Raw genomic sequence first — 18,239 nt, 5'->3', positions numbered from 1 at the left:
CTCAGGAGTATAATGTCGTGTTTTCATTGTCGTATTCTCTCAGAATATTAGGTCTCCGACAATACCGGGGCGGTTCATGTTTCTGTACCCATACACGCATTGCCATATCGTTATTAAAGCAGCGCTTTACTCCCAAGAAGCGAGCAAGGTTATGACCCGATGAAACATACAACTCACGCATTAATGCATTAGCAATAAGGTTTGCATCTGCACTGATTGCACCGTCAGGTTTAAGTTCAGCAAACAGCTCTTCATAATTGATAATTGTCATAGTGACGTCTCCTTGTCAGTTTGTGCATTAGCAGTCAGTCCATCAGCTTTAAAGCTATTCGATGCGCTGGTTAGCTTCTCCTTGCTCGCTAGTAGCAAATTATCCATTGCTGAGCCATCTTGGCGGGTGATATCAGGCACATAACGGCTATACACCCGAAACAGCATCTCCGTACTACTGTGGCCCATCTGCCGAGCTATCCACTCAGGGTTCTCACCAGCAGCCAGCCATAGCGTCGCTGCCGTATGCCGAGTCTGATAAGCACGCCGGTGTTTCAAACCGAGTAGGGCAAGCGTAGGTTTCCACACCCGCCTATTCACATTGCGATACTCAATCGGATTGCCTTGTGAGTTGCAAAACACGAACTCTGACTTACCAAAGGTACGTGCTTTCTGCTCTAGTAGGGCGTCATAGACCAACTGTGACATCGCAATATCACGCTGTGAGCCTAACGTCTTAGTTGGACCCATCTCACCGTTGACTAATGCCCCTCTGATACTGATCTCACGACGATCAAAATTTATGCAGTCCCATTTAAGCCCATCAATCTCACTGGTACGCATTCCTGTAAAGAAGCGAATGGTGTAGTAGGGCTTATAATCAGCACGGACATGCTTTAAAATTAGCCATACCTCGCTTAAGGTAAAAGGATTCACATCCGGACGAGCTTGCTTGAGATTCTTAATATTTTTATAAGGCATCTCAAACTCATGGCGATCTGATGCTTCTTCTAGTATCATACGAAGAAGTATCATAATCTGATTGATTCGTGCTACTGACAGACTTGACTGACCATCTTTACCGTAACGAACTTTGGCGAGAGAGCTACGGAAGGTCAGCAAGTCTGGTTTTTTTATCGTATGTACCGCTTTACCACCAAACTCAGGTAACAAGTACTTGTTCAAAATAATCTGCGTTTTCTGCCGATAGCTCGGCCGCCATTCAATCTTCTTCTCCTCATACCAAATCTCTGAAAACTGCCTAAAGGTTGGATTGCGACTGATACAAGCTTCCGCTCTATCAGCCAGTGCTGTCATCTCTTTTAAACGCGTGCTCTTGGGAAAGTAGGCACCATATTCAAAGATGCCTAGGGTTATTTCTGCTTCCATTTTTTTTGCTACTAAAGTCAGCTTTTTAACGTTTGCCGGAGTATCAGGGAAGTTTGTTGTCTCACGGCAACGAATATTCATATATGTGAAATCTATGAATAGCTTGCCACGCCTTGCTCTTACTGATGCCATTGTTAATCTCCTTGTTTAAATAAAACTTACTGTAAAGCCATACCATTGATGGCACTCATAACCGGCTTGCACATATCTTCTTCAATACGCTCCCAGACATATAAAATCTTACGACCGCCAAAAGGACGGATGTAATGAATGTTCTCAATCAAAACAGTGTCTTTCATTTGATTGCGGATAGTACGTGCGTCGTATTTGATACGGTCCGCTAATTCTTGAGTAGTGAGATAAGTCTGTGACATAATGGTTCTCCATGTGGAATAAATTTACTATTAGTGAGTTATTAATTATCACTAATGAGTACATATTAACTATAAATATTATCACTTGCAAGCATTTTATTATCACTTTAGGGAATATATGTATGATTAAACTCAATTTACCTGTTTTATTTGCACAAAGAGGTATCCGTGTGGCGGATGCTGATAGGTTGTCTAAACTAGGAAGGTCTACTTTATACAGGATGTACAATAATGAAGTCACTCGAATAGATTTCGATTCATTAAATGAGCTTTGTAAGCTTTTGGATTGCACACCTGGAGATATTATCCTCTATGAAGAAGATAAGGTTTGTGAGGAAGGGGCTTCAGAAGAAAGTTAGAATGCTTACTAAGGCATTTGATAGCAGGGAGTTACGAGTTATTAAGCTTAGATATACTAAAGCTTTTACTTGGTCCAATTGCTATCAAATATTAGGTTGTGGTCTCTTTCAAGAAAAAGATTAATTTTAGGCAGTCTTGTTGTAAATACGGGTGCCACAAATTTAATGACATTTTGAAAAAATGAAATGTATTTTAATCTTGCAGTTTTAATTGATTTTTAATGAATTGAGGTTGGGTTCAAAGTTGAGATGACACTCGATCTTTTAGGTTAGGTGTCAACGATATAAATTGTCAAGGTTGTGGTCAGTTAAGCATTTGTAGTTTTAGGGTAGGGCACAGTTTGGGCACCAAATGGGCACCACGCCGAAAATGGGCTTTTTTATTGAGTAGCTAAACTTAACTATTCTTAAAAAAATATTCGTTAAAAATCGCTACAACCTCTGAAAAATGGACAAAAAAAAGCCTCACTGTTAAGTGAGGCTTTCTTAATATTTGGAGCGGGAAAAGAGATTCGAACTCTCGACCCCAACCTTGGCAAGGTTATGCTCTACCACTGAGCTATTCCCGCTAATTATCAATTAACTATTGTCAGTTGATGAAGGCATATTATACGCAGTTTTATTTCTATGTCAACACCTATCACGAAAAAAAGTAAAAGTTAGCAAAACAGGCATGTCCTCCAGTCTTAGATTTATGTTATAACAGTTTATTATAATATGTATTCCAAAAGCTTTGTATGGAAGAAATAAGCTGGTGTACATTTTATAAAAAATTCCATTCTTATTGATAGTTATCAATACTTATAATCGTAAGCATTAAGGATAAAAAATGAGTCAACAATATACCATCGCTGATTACTTGTTCGATCGCATCGCTGAAGCTGGTGCGACTGAAATATTTGGTGTGCCCGGTGATTTCAATTTAACATTTTTAGACAATGTTATCGCTTCTGATAAATTACGCTGGGTTGGTAATACCAATGAGTTAAATGCTGGTTACGCAGCTGACGGCTATGCACGTGAGCGAGGCTTTGCGGCTATGGTGACAACCTTTGGCGTGGGAGAGCTGTCGGCGATTAACGCCACTGCCGGCTCGTTTGCTGAGTATGCACCGGTATTACATGTGGTCGGTGCACCCAGTACCGCTTTGCAAGATTCAAAACGCCGTATTCACCATACACTGGGTGATGGGGTGTTTAATCACTTTATCAAAATGGTAGAACCAGTGACCGTCGCACGGGCACACATTACACCTGATAACGCTGCCTCTGAGATTGATCGTGTCATCCGCTTAATTCTTAAAAAGCATCGTCCTGGCTATTTATTATTATCACCAGATGTGGCAAAAATGCCGATCTATCCGCCAACAACCAAACTTGACGATAGCCAAGAAGATATTACTAGCCAAGCCGCGTTGTCTGATTTTAAACAAGCGCTAATAGAGTTCTTACCGAATAAGACCACCACACTGATGGCAGATTTGATGGTGCATCGTTTGGGATTACAAAATCAGCTTAAGGCTTTAATCGCTGATACCCACATTCCTTATACGACGTTATCATGGGGCAAAACCTTGCTTGATGAAAACAGTGAGCGTTGGGCGGGTACTTATGCAGGTGTGGCATCGCGTCCTGTGGTTAAAGACGCGGTAGAAAATTGCGAATGCTTAATTAAAATCGGCGTGCAATATACTGATACCACTACCGCAGGCTTTAGCCAAGATATCGATGAAAAAGTTGTGGTCGATTTGCATTATGAGCGTGCGTCTATCAGCGGTCAGAACTTTGCCCCGATTGCGCTAAAGGACGCTCTGCAAACACTGCATGAAGTCATGACCTCGGGTATCAATATCGTACCTAAGCAGTTCTGTAAAGAGATGAAACCTCATGAGCAAAATGGCAAGGATGATGAGCCTATTCGCCAAGATGATTTATGGCACATCATCGCCGATGCGCTCGATGATAAAAATCTGGTGTTTTCTGACCAAGGTACGGCGTATTTTGGTATCAGTGATGTGCGTCTACCAGAAGGTGTGACGTCTTATGGTCAGCCGATGTGGGGCTCGATTGGTTATACCTTGCCAGCGAGTTTGGGCGCTGCCATTGCGTCACCGCACAAGCGTAGTATCTTATTGATTGGTGATGGTTCTGCTTTATTAACCATTCAAGAAATTGCTGTAATGATTCAAGAGCGCATTAATCCTGTGATTGTACTGATTAATAATGACGGCTATACCGTTGAGCGGGCGATTCATGGTGAAAACCAACGCTACAATGACATTCCGAAGTGCGATTGGCAAATGATGCCAAAAGCCTTTGGAGCGACGGAAGAAAACAGCTTCATTATGAAAGTGGAAACCGCTGGCGAATTAAAAGCGGCGTTGAAAAAAGCGGCTGGCACCAAAGATAAGCTGGTGATGTTAGAGGTGATGGCAGATAAGCATGATATTCCACCATTATTGGCTGATATCAGTGCCGCCCTTAAACCTAAGTAGCCTAAGTAGAGATAAGGTTTTTCACTAAAATTATTCACTAAGCGATTATAAACAAGAGAAGCCCTATTTGGTGTCATGCTAAGTAGGGCTTTTTTGATGGTTAAAAGATTTATAGGTGCGCTAAAAGCCTTTATGATTGGACGATATAAATGGGTGGTCATTGACATTTTTTATATGAATTGCAGGCTAGCGACGCTTAACACAAACTACCGTTAGGATTCTATGTTATACAATAGAGTAGGCTTTTAAGGTTAGATATTTAAGTGCTCTAAATTAAATATTTTAATTTAGAGCACTTAAATTTGCAACTTTTTGGAAAAACGACGCTAGAAAATACTAAAGCGCATACTCACATAATAATGATTAAAAATAGGGCTTAGAAAAGATGGATACCTTAAATATCCTGTATCTCGTAGGAGCAGTTTTAATTTTTGCCAGTATCATGGCAAGTACTTTGTCGGCGCGTTTGGGCGTACCGCTATTATTATTATTTTTAGTGGTAGGAATGCTCGCCGGTGAAGAAGGCATCTTGGGCATTGAGTTCTCTCAATATGGCCTTGCAAACTTTGTTGGGCAAGCGGCATTAGCCTGTATTTTGCTAGATGGTGGACTGCGCACGTCTTTTAAATCTTTTCGAGTTGGACTAAGACCCGCCATCACGCTTGCCACTTGGGGCGTACTGGCAACGGTAATGATACTGGGCGTGTTCGTCACTTGGCTACTCGATGTCGATTGGCGCTTTGGGCTATTGATGGCGGCTATTGTCGGCTCGACCGATGCGGCAGCGGTATTTTCATTGCTGCGTAATGGCGGTGTTAAGCTTAATGACCGTGTACAAGCGACTTTAGAGTTAGAGTCTGGTGCCAACGACCCGTTAGCCATTTTATTAGTCACAGGATTAATTGCTTTAAATGTTGACCCTGCTGGTCAAACAGTACTGGGCTTTTTAGGGTTGCTGTTGCAGCAGCTTAGCTTTGGTCTTGTTATGGGTTTACTATTCGGTTATTTATTGTCAAGGTTATTGCCCAAGGTACATCTTGCAGAAGGTATGTATGCCATCTTGATATTATCTGCGGGCTTAGCGGTGTTTGCGGCGACCAATTTAATCGGCGGTAGTGGATTTTTGGCCGTTTATCTTGCGGGCGTGCTGATAGGAAACCATAAAGTGCGTTCAACCGAGCATGTCATGCGCGTAATGGACAGCTTTGCATGGTTGTCACAAGCGGTATTGTTTGTCGTGCTGGGCTTATTGGTCACGCCATCAAACGTTCTCAACGTTTGGTATTACTCGGTCGCGATTGCTGCCTTTATGATTTTAATTGCCCGTCCTATCGCGGTTTATAGCAGCGTTAAACCCTTTAAATTTAAAGACAGAGAAATCGGTTTTATTTCTTGGGTTGGCTTGCGCGGTGCCGTGCCCATTACCCTTGCGATTTTACCGGTAATGGCAGGTATTGATGGCGCCTTTATGCTATTTGATATTGCCTTTGGCGTGGTGGTTTTATCATTGATTTTGCAAGGCACAACCATTCCCTTTATGGCGGACTTATTTAAAGTACGTATTCCTAATAATAAAGACCCCGAAGAGAAGCATGAGGTTTGGGTATCCGACAAGGCGAGTATTACCTTATATCAGTTCCAAGTAAAGTCAGGTGCATTTGCGATTGGTCGCCATCCGAGGGGTATCTCTAACCGCGTTAACCCTAATGAGATTAGTGTTTTTGCTTTGGTACGTGGGCAGCAGATTGTGATTGTCGAAGAAGATACTAAGCTGAAATTTGGTGATAGCGTTTGGTATGCCATGCGCGGCAATCATGCCAGCCAAATAGCTAAGATTTTTAATGATACTACTTTGGATCGTAAAGCCATCGATGATTTTTATGGCGATTGGCTACTATCGCCGAGCGTTAAACTGGGAGATTTACCGTTTTTTACTGGCGTGATGACCTCCGAATCATTGGTCGATAATCTTAAGTCCAAACCTGAAGATAACGAAAAAAATATGTGGGAGCAAACGGTTGCTGAATATGTCAAAGGTAGCTTAGATATGGCACCGGTTTCCGGCGATACGGTGGCAATTAATGATGAATGGTCACTGGTTATCAAGGAAGTCGATGATAAAGGCAAGCTTAGAACCATTGGCTTAAAACGTGAAGAATTGGCTAAGCAGGCATAGTAACTTAGCCGCTAATAGCTTGAAGTAAGAATGGGTCGTTAACTAAAAAGTCATAACTATAGTCAGTGAAAAGTAATATCGATACATCACGCACTACTGATATCAATTTTTCTTGCTTGCTGTGCCTGCGCAGACAGAGGCTAAAAAAAATTGATATCAGCAATACCGTAGCGTTTTTAGTATGTTTTGACTATATTTCAGATAAACGGCCTATTTTTGAGCCAAAAAAGCCCTATCGTGTGTTAGCGCTTTTCTTATTTGTTGGAGTTTTTACCAATGAGAGAAGCTCTTAGCTATAATTGACCGGACCTGTTTTAAAGGTAAATTTTCTCGTTTCTAGGTTTTTATTGTCGATTAAAATATCGAAGCTTACCTGATAGTCGCTATTACCATACAAACCACAGTTTTGGCCTTTGCGATTACCGACTTCACAGCTCTTTAAGTTATCGGTAATAGGCAGTATGAAAGCCTCGTTTGCTGGTAACTGATAGGAAGTGCCTTTATGCGGATCATTATCTGTATCAATCATATTAATAGGAATATTGATATTTCTTTTGACATCCATAATCTTCACATTACTGACTTTGATGGTGTTTGCATCGGCCAATCTAATATGTACGGGGTGACCGATAGGGTCAGTAGCTAAGTTACGATTTGTGCCCTGCACAGGATTGGGAGATTCATTAAATAGCCCTGTCTTCACCCCTATACTTGCGGCACAAGGGTAGGTGATGATTTTATTGGCAATATCTTTAGGGGTTGTCATGCTTCCTGCAATGCTTGTAACGAACAAATAACCTTTTGAAGTGTTGGCATCTTTTTCAAAAGGTGTATAAGTGACTAAGCCTGCGCCTGTGCTATTCATATTGGGATTTACCAGTGTCCGCATATGATAAGGGGCTGATAGCAGGCCGCGCGCCATATCTATTGCATGAGTATCAGGCGATAAGCTCAGACCATTCGAAGAATAGGCGGTTCTGTGAGAAATGTTTTCACCAGCGATATAGCTGCTATTTGGATAATTGGCAGCGATAAGGCGATCTTTAAAATTAACGCCAGAATAATAAGGATTGTTTATGCCCGTTGTTTTTTCTAAGCCCACCAGAGGTTGCTGGCTATGAGCATTAAAACTGCTCACATTGGCATTTGAGAACATATGCTGAATGTACTGGGCATGCTGAACTGACAAACGTTCTAAATCATTATCATACGACAGTCCGCCAAGCCCACAAGCCTGCCGTTCTAAACTAATCAAGTTCATTCCGGCAATGGAGGCAGTAGGATGGTTTTTATTACTTACTGTACTGATAGGTATCGTTTCAGTTTTTTCGGCAGGCGTGCCTCCTACTGACGGAGTATTTGTATCCTCTGGTGTTTCTTGTGGCTTTTCAGTAGGTGGTTTACCTTGTGACGTTTCAGTATCTGTTGGGAGTTTGCCGTCATTTTTTGATGGCTTATCGCTATTTGAATCACCGCTGCCACCGCCACCACAGGAAACCAGAAACGTACTTAATAATAAAATGCTAACCCTAATATTTTTACCCACTAGCTGCCCCTAAAGTTATACCCGCGTATCGGTCTAATAATGATTGCTGCTGATAATTTTAGATATGTTAGGCTGTGCTTTTTAGCATAACTTTATTATAAAGTAATCCTGCAATGAAAAATTCGTTTTAAATCGATATGACCTTAAGAGTACATTATTTAAGATTTTGTAGTTGGCTCACTAAATAAGCATTAAAAAATTCCTTTATAGAGTAACTCTATAAAGGAATTTTTTCAGTAAATAAGATAATCAGAATCTCATTCTTCAATATTTAAGAATAAGCTACCACATTAAATCATCTGGAATGACATAAGCAGCATAAGGGTCATCTTCTGCCAGCTCAACCTCTGATTTGTCATTCGACACCACCATAAAGCCTTCGAGCTTGGAGTTGATACGGTCAGCCAATGGGCGAGGAAGCAGCGCGTAATCTTCTTCTAAGCGCGCAATCACCACATGACCCGCCACTATTTGATCATAGAGCTTTTGGGTAATATAAATCTTTTTAATTTTCGCACCGTCAACAAATTGATAGGTGACGTCACCCTGTATTTCTGTGATTTGGTGCTGCTTAATCATCTGAATAACATTGGCTTTTAGCATTTTTTCTTCTAAAAGCTGCTGTTTTTCTTGATTAAGCTTTTGGTCTTTTTCTATTTTTTTGGCTTGAGCGTCTGCCAAGGCTTTTTTGGCTTCAAGGTTTGAGGCGTCGCCAGTACGCTTGGCATGCTGCGACTGTTTGCTGATTTTTTTGGCTTTTTTGCTATCCACCAATCCAGCTTTTAAGAGTTGTTCTTGTAGGGCGTTTTTGGCCATGTCTTTATTACCTAAGTACCTAAGTGAAATTACCTAAATCGTAGCATTTAAAAAGTCATGGTAACAAATTTTGCGCAGTCATGTCATCACATTGAGCGGGCTAAGCACTTATTAAGAGGATAGCTTTAATGATGGCCGCTAGAGTTTTAACTAGGGTATGTCATCAATTAAGCCAAACGACATTGATCACTACCATTTAGCCCAGTTGTCTTAAGCAGTATACTCATAATGGGCCATTCATCTTTATATTATTGAAGACTTTCTATGTCAGGCTTAGATATCGCTCGCCACAAAATCACAAACAACGCATCAAAATCTTTGTTTATTGGCGTATGGCTCTGACGCATGATATGCATTAATCCTAGACGGCTAATAAATCCCATAAATACATCAAACAAAATATATAGCGGTACGCTGTCGTTCAATACACCGCGTTTTTGCCCATCTTCTAATACATCCAAAAATGCACCAATCAGCTCTTTATTCTCATAAATAGCGATACTACGAATGCGTGATACCGATACCGAGGACAGTACCATCACTGCATCGGGATGGGTATCAACAAAGTCAAAACATACCCAAAGCGTCTTACGCAATCGATCTTTCACGCTATCAATTCCTTGCAGATGATCCATGATTCGTTCAGCCAATCTGCCAAGCACGATATCCATAATGGTATTAAATAGGGTTTGCTTATCGCCAAAGTATTTGTAGAGCGTTTGCAGTGACACGTTGGCAGATTTGGCAATTTGCGCCATCGTCACTTCACTAGGGTCGAAGCCTGCAAAAACTTTACGAACTGCTTTTTCAATTTTATTCAAGGTGATTGGCCGCATATCTGCCAACGGTGCCAATTGATGAGGTGTCGTAAGGCTGTCCTTTGGGCTGACCCTTGTCATGAATATTTACTCCTATATATTTTGCTTGAGTGAGAGTGAGTTTCTTTATTGAGCTTACAAAATATAATTATGGTAACTTATATTACCATTTAAATTAAACAGATTGAATAAAGTATTTTGATAACCTAGTATATCTGTCACGAGTTAATGTTTGTATAGATTTAAGGTTTTTGTAAAAAGGGTAATTTAAATTACCATAAAATAATTATTACTCTTAATGATGCTTTAATTCAAGTACAGTTAATTTAACTAAATTTTCAAATTAAACCAAGGATGGATAGCATGAGTATTGAAGCCTTTGCCTCAAACTGGATGACCGAAGAACATAGTATGGTGTATGACAGTGCTTTGAAGATGTTCCAAAGTTGGGAGTCTAAAGACGAGCAGTGGCGTGAAAACGGTATGATCGACCGTGAAGCGTGGAACGAAGCAGGCGAGATGGGCTTTTTATGTGCCTCTATACCAGAAGAGTACGGCGGCGGCGGCGGTAACTTTGGTCATGAAGCCGCTATTTTGTTAGCTCAAGCACAAGCGAACCAAGCGGGCTATGGCGGTATGGTACATTCAGGTATCGTTGCACCCTATATCTATAAGCTTGGTACTGAAGATCAGAAGAAATCATTATTGCCTAAGATGGCCACTGGCGAATACGTCGCTGCTATTGCGATGACTGAACCTACCACTGGTTCTGACTTACAAGCTATCAAGACTTACGCGATAAAAGAGGGTGACGACTATATCATCAATGGCTCAAAAACATTTATTACGAACGGTCAGCATGCAAACCTTGTTCTACTAGCCTGTAAAACAGACCGCGAGCAGGGTGCTCAGGGCGTCTCACTTATCTTGGTCGAGACGGACGGTTTAGAAGGTTTCTCACGTGGACGTAACCTTAAAAAGACTGGCTTGGCTGGTCAGGATACCTCGGAGCTATTCTTTAGTAATGTCCGTGTGCCACAAAAAAATGTATTAGGCGGTATGGAAGGTCTAGGTTTCATACAGATGATGCAAGAGCTGCCACAAGAGCGTCTGATTATTGCCTTAAGTGGTTGCGGTGCTATGAAACTTGCTTTAGAGCTGACGCTTGATTATGTCAAGCAGCGCGAAGCTTTTGGTAAGCCGATTTGGAAGTTTCAAAACACGCGCTTCAAGTTAGCTGAAGTACAAGCTGATTATTTAGCGGTAAAAGCTTTGTGTGATTCTGCTGTTGAGGCGCAGATAGAGGGTAAGCTTACCGCAGCCCAAGCCTCATTAATTAAGTACTGGGTCACTGAAAAACAGTGCAAAACGATGGATGAGTGCTTACAGCTATTTGGTGGTTATGGTTATATGTCCGAGTATCCTATCGCTCGTATGTATGCTGATGCCCGAGTACAAAAAATCTACGGCGGCACTAATGAGATTATGAAGGAGTTGGCCTCACGCTTTATGTAATAGCATTAGGTGAAACCAAACCGCTGTATGTAAACCGCTATATGCAGATAAATACATGCTAGCCAATATACGAATGTTATTAAGCCAAATGTTATTAAGTATTTAATTGAGGAGAATATATTCTCCTCAAAACTTCATTATTTAACACATATCCAATGAAATATTAAAGGGATTTATTATGACCGAGACCGCTTATATCTATGATGCCATCCGCACCCCACGTGGCAAAGGGAAAAAAGATGGCTCTTTACATCAAGCCTCTCCCATTTGGCTGACTCGCACGCTACTCAAAGAAATGCAGCAGCGCCATAATTTAGATACCAGTTTGGTTGATGATGTGGTGCTTGGCTGTGTGACACCGGTTGGCGAGCAAGGATCTGATATTGCCCGTATTGCTGTTCTTGATGCCGGCTGGGATCAAAGTGTCGCAGGGGTAACTTTGTCACGCTACTGCGCATCCGGTCTTGAGTCTATCAATCTTGCTGCTGCAAAAGTGATGTCTGGTATGGAAGACATGGTCGTTGCCGGTGGTGTTGAATCTATGAGCCGCGTGCCGATGGGTTCTGATGGTGGCGCTTGGTATATGGATCCCCGTGTCAATGATGCCACAAGTTTTGTCCCTCAAGGCGTAGGCGCTGATACCATCGCAACCCTAAAAGGCTTTAGCCGTAAAGACGTTGACGAGTTTGCATCAGAGTCACACAGAAGAGCCGCCGCCGCTTGGGAGAAAGGCTACTACGATAAATCAGTGGTTCCAGTCAAAGATTTAAACGGTTTATTGCTATTAGACAAAGATGAAACCATTCGTCCAAACACTTCAGTAGAGACTTTAGCTGGCCTAAACCCGTCCTTTATAATGCCAGGAAAAATGGGTTTTAATAGCGTGATATTAGACAAATACACCACGATTGAAAACGTCAACCACGTACATCACGCTGGTAACTCATCGGGTATCGTTGATGGTGCGGCAATTTGCCTCGTCGGTAGTGCGGCTGCCGCTCAAAAAGCTGGTCTTAAGCCACGTGCCAAAATCACGATGGCATCAGTCATTGGCTCAGAGCCAGCTATTATGCTGACTGGTCCTACACCCGCTTGTAAAAAAGCCTTGGCTAAAGCCGGTATGACTGCTGCTGATATCGATCTTTGGGAGATTAACGAAGCATTTGCTGCTGTACCGCTTAATACTGCGGATGATTTTGGCCTCTCGCTTGATATCGTCAACGTCAATGGTGGCGCTATCGCTATGGGTCACCCCCTTGGCGCAACAGGCGCGATGCTGCTGACCACGGTGCTTGATGAGCTTGAGCGCCGCGATCTAAAAACCGCTATGATTACCCTATGTGTCGGCGGTGGTATGGGTATTGCGACTATTATTGAACGTGTATAAAACGTTAATAAAACATTGATAAATAGCGGTTTTCAATGACCAATCGTACCGCACAATAAATTAAGAAGGACTGAATATGAGCACTAATAGCGTAGATGCCATCAATGCATTGAATAATTTTTCTGCCCAAGCCGATAACGGAATTATTACGGTCACTATCGATCAAGCAGATCGTAAGATGAATGTCATTGGTGATGGCTTTAATGACGCCTTCGCCGCATTGACTGATGCATTTGTCAACGACCAAGACGCAAAAGGTTTGATTTTAACGTCTGGCAAATCAACCTTTGTAGTTGGCGCAGATATTGATCAACTGGCCACTATTGAAACTGCTGAGCAAGCGTTTGATTTGGTTGAGGATTTGAAAGCCAGTCTGCGTAAACTCGAAACTTCAGGTAAGCCTGTGGTTGCAGCGATTACGGGTACAGCGCTTGGTGGTGGCTTGGAGTTGGCTCTAGCTTGCCATTATCGTATCGCCATTGATTCACCAAAAACCAAACTGGGTTTACCTGAAGTTAAGCTAGGTTTATTACCAGGCGGTGGTGGTACTCAGCGTCTGCCACGTTTAGTAGGTATCCAAAAAGCCCTTGAGCTGATGACGCAAGGCAAAGAGCTTCGCCCACAGCAAGCGCTAGAAATTGGTCTTATCGATGACGTGGCTCATGACAATGACGAGCTTATCAGTAAGGCAAAAGCGTGGATTAATGAAAATCCAAAAGCGCAGCAGCCATGGGATAAAAAAGGCTTCAAGATTCCGGGCGGCGATAGCAAGCATCCTAACGTGGTGCAAGTGTTTTCAATTGCGCCCGCGATGGCATACCAAAAGTCGCACGGCAATTATCCGGCTATTACGCACATCTTATCTAGTGTATTCGAAGGCTGTCTCACCGATATCGATAACGGTCTTAAAATTGAGTCACGCTTTTTTGTCGCCTGTGCGCTATCAGACGTGTCTAAAAACATGATAAATACGCTTTGGACGCAGCTGAATAGCATCAAAAAAGGTCAGTCACGCCCAGAAGGATATGAGCGCTCTAAAGTGAGCAAAGTCGGTATTCTTGGTGCTGGTATGATGGGTGCTGGTATCGCTTACGTCTCAGCCAAAGCAGGCATGGAAGTGGTACTGTTAGATACGGCTATCGAAGGTGCCGAAAAAGGCAAAAACTATTCTAGTAAGCTGCTCGATAAAGCTATCAGCCGTGGTCGTTCAACGGAAGAAAAGAAACAAACATTATTAGATCTTATCAAGACTACAACGTCTTATGACGACTTAGAAGGCTGTGATTTAATCATCGAAGCCGTTTTTGAAGATGTAGACATTAAAGCAGAATGTACACGCAAATCTGAAGTGGTTATTCCAGACACTGCCGTTTATGCTTCTAACACGTCAACCTTGCCTATTACTGAACTTGCTAAAGCCAGCACGCGTCCAAGCCAGTTCATTGGTCTACATTTCTTCTCTCCAGTAGATAAGATGCCGTTGGTCGAGATTATCGTTGGCGAAGAAACCGATGATGCAACGCTAGCAAAAGGCTTTGACTATGTCGGTCAAATCGGTAAGACGCCAATCGTTGTCAATGACAGCCGCGGCTTCTACACTTCTCGAGTCTTTGGTACTTACGTATCAGAAGGTATCGCGATGTTGAGTGAAGGCATTCATCCACGCAGCATCGAAGTTGCCGGCATGAAGTCTGGTATGCCCATGCCGCCACTGGCTCTGCAGGACGAAGTCTCGCTAAGCTTGTCACTACACGTGATGGAGCAAACTAAAAAGGCATTGGAAGCAGAAGGCAAAACCTTTACGCCGCATCCTGCTATGCCAGTCGTTGAAAAAATGGTCAACGAGCTTGGACGCGAAGGTAAAAAAGTCGCTAAAGGCTTCTATGATTATCCGCAAAATGGCGAAAAGCACTTATGGGCTGAACTCACGGAACTGTACCCAACGACAGATGCGCAGCCGTCTCAGCAAGACTTGGTAGATCGCCTACTTTACGTGCAAGCCAATGAGACCGCGAAGTGCTTTGAGGAAAACGTCGTACGTACCGTAGCAGATGCCAACATCGGCTCTATCTTCGGTTGGGGCTTTGCGCCAAACCAAGGTGGTACGCTGCAGTTCATTAACTCAGTAGGCGTCGACAAATTTGTAGCACGTAGTCGTGAGCTTGCGAGCAAATACGGTGAGCGTTTTGCACCTGCGCAAATCCTAGTGGAGATGGCACAAAAAGGTGAGGAATTTGTAGATGGTTAATCAAGCTGATGCTATGAAAGACTGCTTACAGGGACTGCGCGTCGTTGATCTGACGCGCAATCTCCCCGGGCCTTTTGCTACACGGCTGCTTGCAGACTTAGGTGCGGAAATCATCAAAATAGAGCCTGCCAGTGGTGACCCTGCACGTGCGTTAGGTGATTTGTTTACTGCATTGAACCATGGCAAAACCATTGAGAAGGTTGATTTTCGTGATGCCCAAGGTATTGAAGCTATCAAAGCGCATCTTAAAGATGCCGACGTGATGCTCGATAGCTTTCGTCCTGAGGTGCTTGAGGGTATGGGACTGGACGCTAAGACTTTGCATGCCATTAATCCAAAGCTGGTCATGGTATCGATTACTGGTTATGGCGTAGCTGATAGCGACGACATCACTCATGACTGGGCGGATAAAGCGGGTCATGATATCAACTTTATGGCGATGAGCGGAGTGCTTGACCAGCTCAAGACGGCAAATGGCGATCAAGCAATGCCTAACATCCAGTTTGCAGACTTAGCAGGCGGTAGTGACACGGCGGTGATTGCCCTTTTGGCCGCTGTGTTTTCAGCGCAGCGGACGGGCCAAGGTCGTCACGTTGCGGTCAGTATGACTCACAGCTTGTATCAGCATCTGATCATGCCAAAAGCGACCGGAAAACTGGTTGCGAGCTTTTCTGGCAAAAATCCAAAGCCACAACATGATTTCTTAGGTGGCTTACTGCCTTGTTATCGTTTGTACAAAACCGCAGATGGTCGTCACATGGCAGTCGGCTCTTTAGAGTTAAAGTTCTGGCAAGGGTTATGTGAGGTATTAGAATTGCCTGAGCTTAAGACCAAACACTGGCAAATGGGTGTTATGCCTAATACCAAAGGCAGCCAAGAAGCAGCACAAACGGTTGCTGATACCTTTGCCAGTCAAGATCTTGCTCATTGGCAGCAGGTTTTTGAATCCGCCGATGTTTGCGTCACACCAGTGCTCACGTTAGAGGAGGCCAAGGCGCATCCTTTATTTGCACATCAAGATGAGCATAGTGCGACATCAGGTTGGCAGTAAAATAGTGCACTAAGGCTACTTTTTTAAAATTAATTGCCAAAAACCAAGGAAGGTTGATGATGAATAAGTTTTGGACCGAGAAGTATCCTGAGGGTGTCACCAAAGACGTGCCTTATATTGACCAATCCTTAAATGATTTCTTTGATGAAGTATTAACTAAATTTGCGCCACGCAAGTTCATGACCAACATGGGCGTATCTTATACCTATCAGCAAGTCGATCAAGTTGCCACAAGCATCGCCGCTTGGATTCAAAGTTTGGGTCTCCCAGCAGGTAGTAGCGTTGGGGTGATGATGCCTAATGTCAATCAATACTTGCCTATCGTCATTGGCACCCTGCGCGCGGGCATGGTGTTGACTTTGATTAACCCACTATATACTTCACGTGAGCTCAAGCATCAACTCAACGACGCTGATGCAAAGCTGCTGTTTATACTAGAGCCTTTTTGTCATAGCTTAGCCCCTATCATAGATAAAACGCCTGTCGAGACGGTTGTGGTCAGTGCTATTGGTGATATGTTGGGTACAGCCAAGGGTACTGTGGTCAATTTGGCAGCAAAATATATCAAAAAGGCCGTGCCTAAGTATGACTTGTCTGGCTGTGCTAACTGTACAGAGGTGAGCTTTAAAACGGTGCTACAAAAAGGTGTACATTTAAAGTATACCAAGCCTCATGTTAAGCCTGATGATCTTGCTATGATTCAATATACGGGTGGTACGACGGGTATGGCTAAGGGTATCTTAATTAGCCATCACAATGTCGTCTACGGTACTAAGCAATATAGCGAGTGGTTTAAACCACTCAAGTATACGGATAACGATGGACAGCTGACATCAGTCATTGCCTTGCCGATGTATCATATTTTTGCTTTTATCATCTCTTTACTTGGGCTGCGTACGGGTCAGCACTTGCTGCTGGTCACCAACCCACGTGATATCGACGCTTTTGTTAAGCTCCTTGCAAAAGAAGACTTTCATCTGCTACCAGCGGTAAACACCTTGTTCCAGGCGCTACTCAATCATCCCAAATTCAAAGATTTGGACTTCTCTAACCTTAAGCTGTCACTGGCTGGTGGTATGGCGGCCACGCCTGAGATGGCACGTAAGTGGCTAGATACCACGGGTGTCACGATCATCGAAGGTTGGGGGATGTCTGAGACGCTAGGGGTAGGTACTGCTAATCCTCTGACCAACAAAAACTTTACAGGTACCATCGGTATGCCAGTGCCAGGTGTAGAGATAGTCATTTTAGACGATGATGAAAATAAGCTGGAAATCGGTGAAGTAGGCGAGATTGGTATCAAGGGTATGAACGTCATCAAAGGCTATCATAATCTCGATAACAGCAAATTTTTTACTAAAGATGGCTATCTGAAGACAGGTGATGTGGGCTCTATTGATGCAGAAGGCTACGTCAAGCTGTTAGATAGAAAAAAAGACATGATTATCGTTAGCGGCTTTAATGTATATCCTAATGAAGTCGAAGGCGTGGTCGAGATGCACCCTAAAGTTAAAGAGTGCTCAGTGGTGGGCGTCGATGACGAGCAACAAGGTCAGGCGGTCAAGTTGTATGTCGTCACCGATGACAAAAGCTTGAAAAAAGAAGAGCTGATTGAGTTTTGTAAAAAGAACTTATCGGGCTATAAATGCCCACGCCATGTGGAGTTTATCGATGAGCTACCCAAATCCACAGTGGGCAAAATATTGCGTCACGAGCTTAGAAAACAAGCTGCTGAAGCTTGATTGTCCTAAAATAAATGCTCAAAGGGTGTCTTGGTTTCATTAATGGCTGACTTTTTATTTACAAGTCAGCTTTTATCAATGAGACTTTTTATAAGAATATTGAGAGTCGCAAACAGTTGATTAGCAACAGATGCTAATCGTTCAATTCTTCATGGAGGAAGTACAATGTCAAAACACAAACTCCAATATTAACAACATCACCTGAATAAAACACTAAATAAAAAAGGTTGCTAATACTATGTAAAATATAGTGTTAGTGAACTGACCCCCAAATATTGGACGGTTTAGTTTACCCCAAGGACTGAGTTCTGTATTGCACAGGACTCAGTCCTT

General features: G+C 42.9%; 14 protein-coding genes and 1 tRNA gene. 8 read left to right on the top strand and 7 right to left on the bottom strand.

The features are described from left to right. Position 1: 1 nt before the first annotated feature. Genes AC2FA3_RS14500 through AC2FA3_RS14490 form a run of 3 tightly spaced genes read right to left on the bottom strand, consistent with a single transcriptional unit; the run spans position 2 to position 1,754 of the window. The gene (locus AC2FA3_RS14500) at positions 2–271 is read right to left on the bottom strand and encodes a hypothetical protein (protein ID WP_490510193.1); all 270 of its coding nucleotides are present in this window, start codon (positions 269–271) and stop codon (positions 2–4) included. Next, the gene (locus tag AC2FA3_RS14495) at positions 268–1,512 is read right to left on the bottom strand and encodes an Arm DNA-binding domain-containing protein (RefSeq protein WP_490510192.1); all 1,245 of its coding nucleotides are present in this window, start codon (positions 1,510–1,512) and stop codon (positions 268–270) included. The genes AC2FA3_RS14500 and AC2FA3_RS14495 overlap by 4 nt, the downstream gene beginning before the upstream one ends. Before the next feature lie 26 nt (positions 1,513–1,538). Continuing rightward, a complete protein-coding gene (locus tag AC2FA3_RS14490) occupies positions 1,539–1,754 on the bottom strand; it encodes a hypothetical protein (protein ID WP_147222245.1) in 216 nt (71 codons plus the stop codon). Positions 1,755–1,876: 122 nt separating this feature from the next. On the opposite strand from AC2FA3_RS14490, the gene AC2FA3_RS14485 reads away from it, so the two are divergent. Beyond that, entirely contained in the window at positions 1,877–2,113 is a 237-nt protein-coding gene (locus AC2FA3_RS14485) for a helix-turn-helix domain-containing protein (RefSeq protein WP_045456306.1), read from the top strand. Between the two features lie 494 nt (positions 2,114–2,607). Here AC2FA3_RS14485 and AC2FA3_RS14480 read toward each other — a convergent pair. After that, positions 2,608–2,682, bottom strand: a tRNA-Gly gene (locus AC2FA3_RS14480). 260 nt (positions 2,683–2,942) lie between these two features. Between AC2FA3_RS14480 and AC2FA3_RS14475 the strand changes: the two genes are divergently transcribed. Both AC2FA3_RS14475 and AC2FA3_RS14470 read left to right on the top strand, forming a co-directional pair. Then, positions 2,943–4,607, top strand: coding sequence for an alpha-keto acid decarboxylase family protein (locus tag AC2FA3_RS14475; protein WP_490510191.1), 1,665 nt, complete (start codon positions 2,943–2,945; stop codon positions 4,605–4,607). 385 nt (positions 4,608–4,992) lie between these two features. Next, the gene (locus tag AC2FA3_RS14470; protein WP_490510190.1) at positions 4,993–6,783 is read left to right on the top strand and encodes a potassium/proton antiporter; all 1,791 of its coding nucleotides are present in this window, start codon (positions 4,993–4,995) and stop codon (positions 6,781–6,783) included. Positions 6,784–7,072: 289 nt separating this feature from the next. Here the strand turns inward: AC2FA3_RS14470 and AC2FA3_RS14465 are convergent, their stop codons facing one another. The 3 genes from AC2FA3_RS14465 to AC2FA3_RS14455 form a co-directional block, all read right to left on the bottom strand. After that, positions 7,073–8,329 (bottom strand): CAP domain-containing protein, encoded by a 1,257-nt coding sequence (locus tag AC2FA3_RS14465; protein ID WP_490510189.1) that lies wholly within the window; start codon positions 8,327–8,329, stop codon positions 7,073–7,075. A 282-nt stretch (positions 8,330–8,611) separates the two neighbouring features. Beyond that, the gene (locus tag AC2FA3_RS14460; RefSeq protein WP_490510188.1) at positions 8,612–9,145 is read right to left on the bottom strand and encodes a DUF2058 domain-containing protein; all 534 of its coding nucleotides are present in this window, start codon (positions 9,143–9,145) and stop codon (positions 8,612–8,614) included. 248 nt (positions 9,146–9,393) lie between these two features. Next, positions 9,394–10,044 carry a TetR/AcrR family transcriptional regulator gene (locus tag AC2FA3_RS14455; protein WP_490510187.1) on the bottom strand — a complete coding sequence of 217 codons (651 nt, stop codon included), beginning with the start codon at positions 10,042–10,044 and terminating at the stop codon, positions 9,394–9,396. Positions 10,045–10,326: 282 nt separating this feature from the next. Here AC2FA3_RS14455 and AC2FA3_RS14450 point away from each other — a divergent pair, with 282 nt between their 5' ends. From AC2FA3_RS14450 to AC2FA3_RS14430, 5 genes are all read left to right on the top strand, one after another. Next, positions 10,327–11,478, top strand: coding sequence for an acyl-CoA dehydrogenase family protein (locus tag AC2FA3_RS14450; RefSeq protein ID WP_490510186.1), 1,152 nt, complete (start codon positions 10,327–10,329; stop codon positions 11,476–11,478). Between the two features lie 178 nt (positions 11,479–11,656). After that, positions 11,657–12,865, top strand: a complete 1,209-nt coding sequence (locus AC2FA3_RS14445; RefSeq protein ID WP_490510185.1) for an acetyl-CoA C-acetyltransferase — start codon at positions 11,657–11,659, stop codon at positions 12,863–12,865. Between the two features lie 76 nt (positions 12,866–12,941). Then, positions 12,942–15,113: a 3-hydroxyacyl-CoA dehydrogenase NAD-binding domain-containing protein gene (locus AC2FA3_RS14440; protein WP_490510184.1), complete on the top strand. Its 2,172-nt coding sequence runs from the start codon at positions 12,942–12,944 to the stop codon at positions 15,111–15,113. Continuing rightward, complete coding sequence (locus AC2FA3_RS14435; RefSeq protein ID WP_490510183.1) at positions 15,106–16,164, top strand: CaiB/BaiF CoA transferase family protein; 1,059 nt, start codon at positions 15,106–15,108, stop codon at positions 16,162–16,164. The genes AC2FA3_RS14440 and AC2FA3_RS14435 overlap by 8 nt, the downstream gene beginning before the upstream one ends. Positions 16,165–16,220: 56 nt before the next feature. After that, positions 16,221–17,906, top strand: coding sequence for an AMP-binding protein (locus tag AC2FA3_RS14430; RefSeq protein WP_490510182.1), 1,686 nt, complete (start codon positions 16,221–16,223; stop codon positions 17,904–17,906). Positions 17,907–18,239 lie beyond the last annotated feature (333 nt).

This window comes from Janibacter sp. CoH_79_TC_3 (assembly GCF_058197955.1).
Note: the sequence above shows the minus strand (reverse complement) of the source record. Positions and strands in the feature narration are given on the sequence as shown.

What these genes read in the sequence shown, in the direction of transcription:
- AC2FA3_RS14455 (WP_490510187.1), bottom strand. Translation starts at nt 10,044, where the DNA reads ATGACAAGGGTCAGCCCAAAGGACAGCCTTACGACACCTCATCAATTG.
- AC2FA3_RS14430 (WP_490510182.1), top strand. Translation starts at nt 16,221, where the DNA reads ATGATGAATAAGTTTTGGACCGAGAAGTATCCTGAGGGTGTCACCAAA.
- AC2FA3_RS14440 (WP_490510184.1), top strand. Translation starts at nt 12,942, where the DNA reads ATGAGCACTAATAGCGTAGATGCCATCAATGCATTGAATAATTTTTCT.
- AC2FA3_RS14475 (WP_490510191.1), top strand. Translation starts at nt 2,943, where the DNA reads ATGAGTCAACAATATACCATCGCTGATTACTTGTTCGATCGCATCGCT.
- AC2FA3_RS14460 (WP_490510188.1), bottom strand. Translation starts at nt 9,145, where the DNA reads ATGGCCAAAAACGCCCTACAAGAACAACTCTTAAAAGCTGGATTGGTG.
- AC2FA3_RS14445 (WP_490510185.1), top strand. Translation starts at nt 11,657, where the DNA reads ATGACCGAGACCGCTTATATCTATGATGCCATCCGCACCCCACGTGGC.
- AC2FA3_RS14495 (WP_490510192.1), bottom strand. Translation starts at nt 1,512, where the DNA reads ATGGCATCAGTAAGAGCAAGGCGTGGCAAGCTATTCATAGATTTCACA.
- AC2FA3_RS14450 (WP_490510186.1), top strand. Translation starts at nt 10,327, where the DNA reads ATGAGTATTGAAGCCTTTGCCTCAAACTGGATGACCGAAGAACATAGT.
- AC2FA3_RS14490 (WP_147222245.1), bottom strand. Translation starts at nt 1,754, where the DNA reads ATGTCACAGACTTATCTCACTACTCAAGAATTAGCGGACCGTATCAAA.
- AC2FA3_RS14500 (WP_490510193.1), bottom strand. Translation starts at nt 271, where the DNA reads ATGACAATTATCAATTATGAAGAGCTGTTTGCTGAACTTAAACCTGAC.
- AC2FA3_RS14470 (WP_490510190.1), top strand. Translation starts at nt 4,993, where the DNA reads ATGGATACCTTAAATATCCTGTATCTCGTAGGAGCAGTTTTAATTTTT.
- AC2FA3_RS14485 (WP_045456306.1), top strand. Translation starts at nt 1,877, where the DNA reads ATGATTAAACTCAATTTACCTGTTTTATTTGCACAAAGAGGTATCCGT.
- AC2FA3_RS14435 (WP_490510183.1), top strand. Translation starts at nt 15,106, where the DNA reads ATGGTTAATCAAGCTGATGCTATGAAAGACTGCTTACAGGGACTGCGC.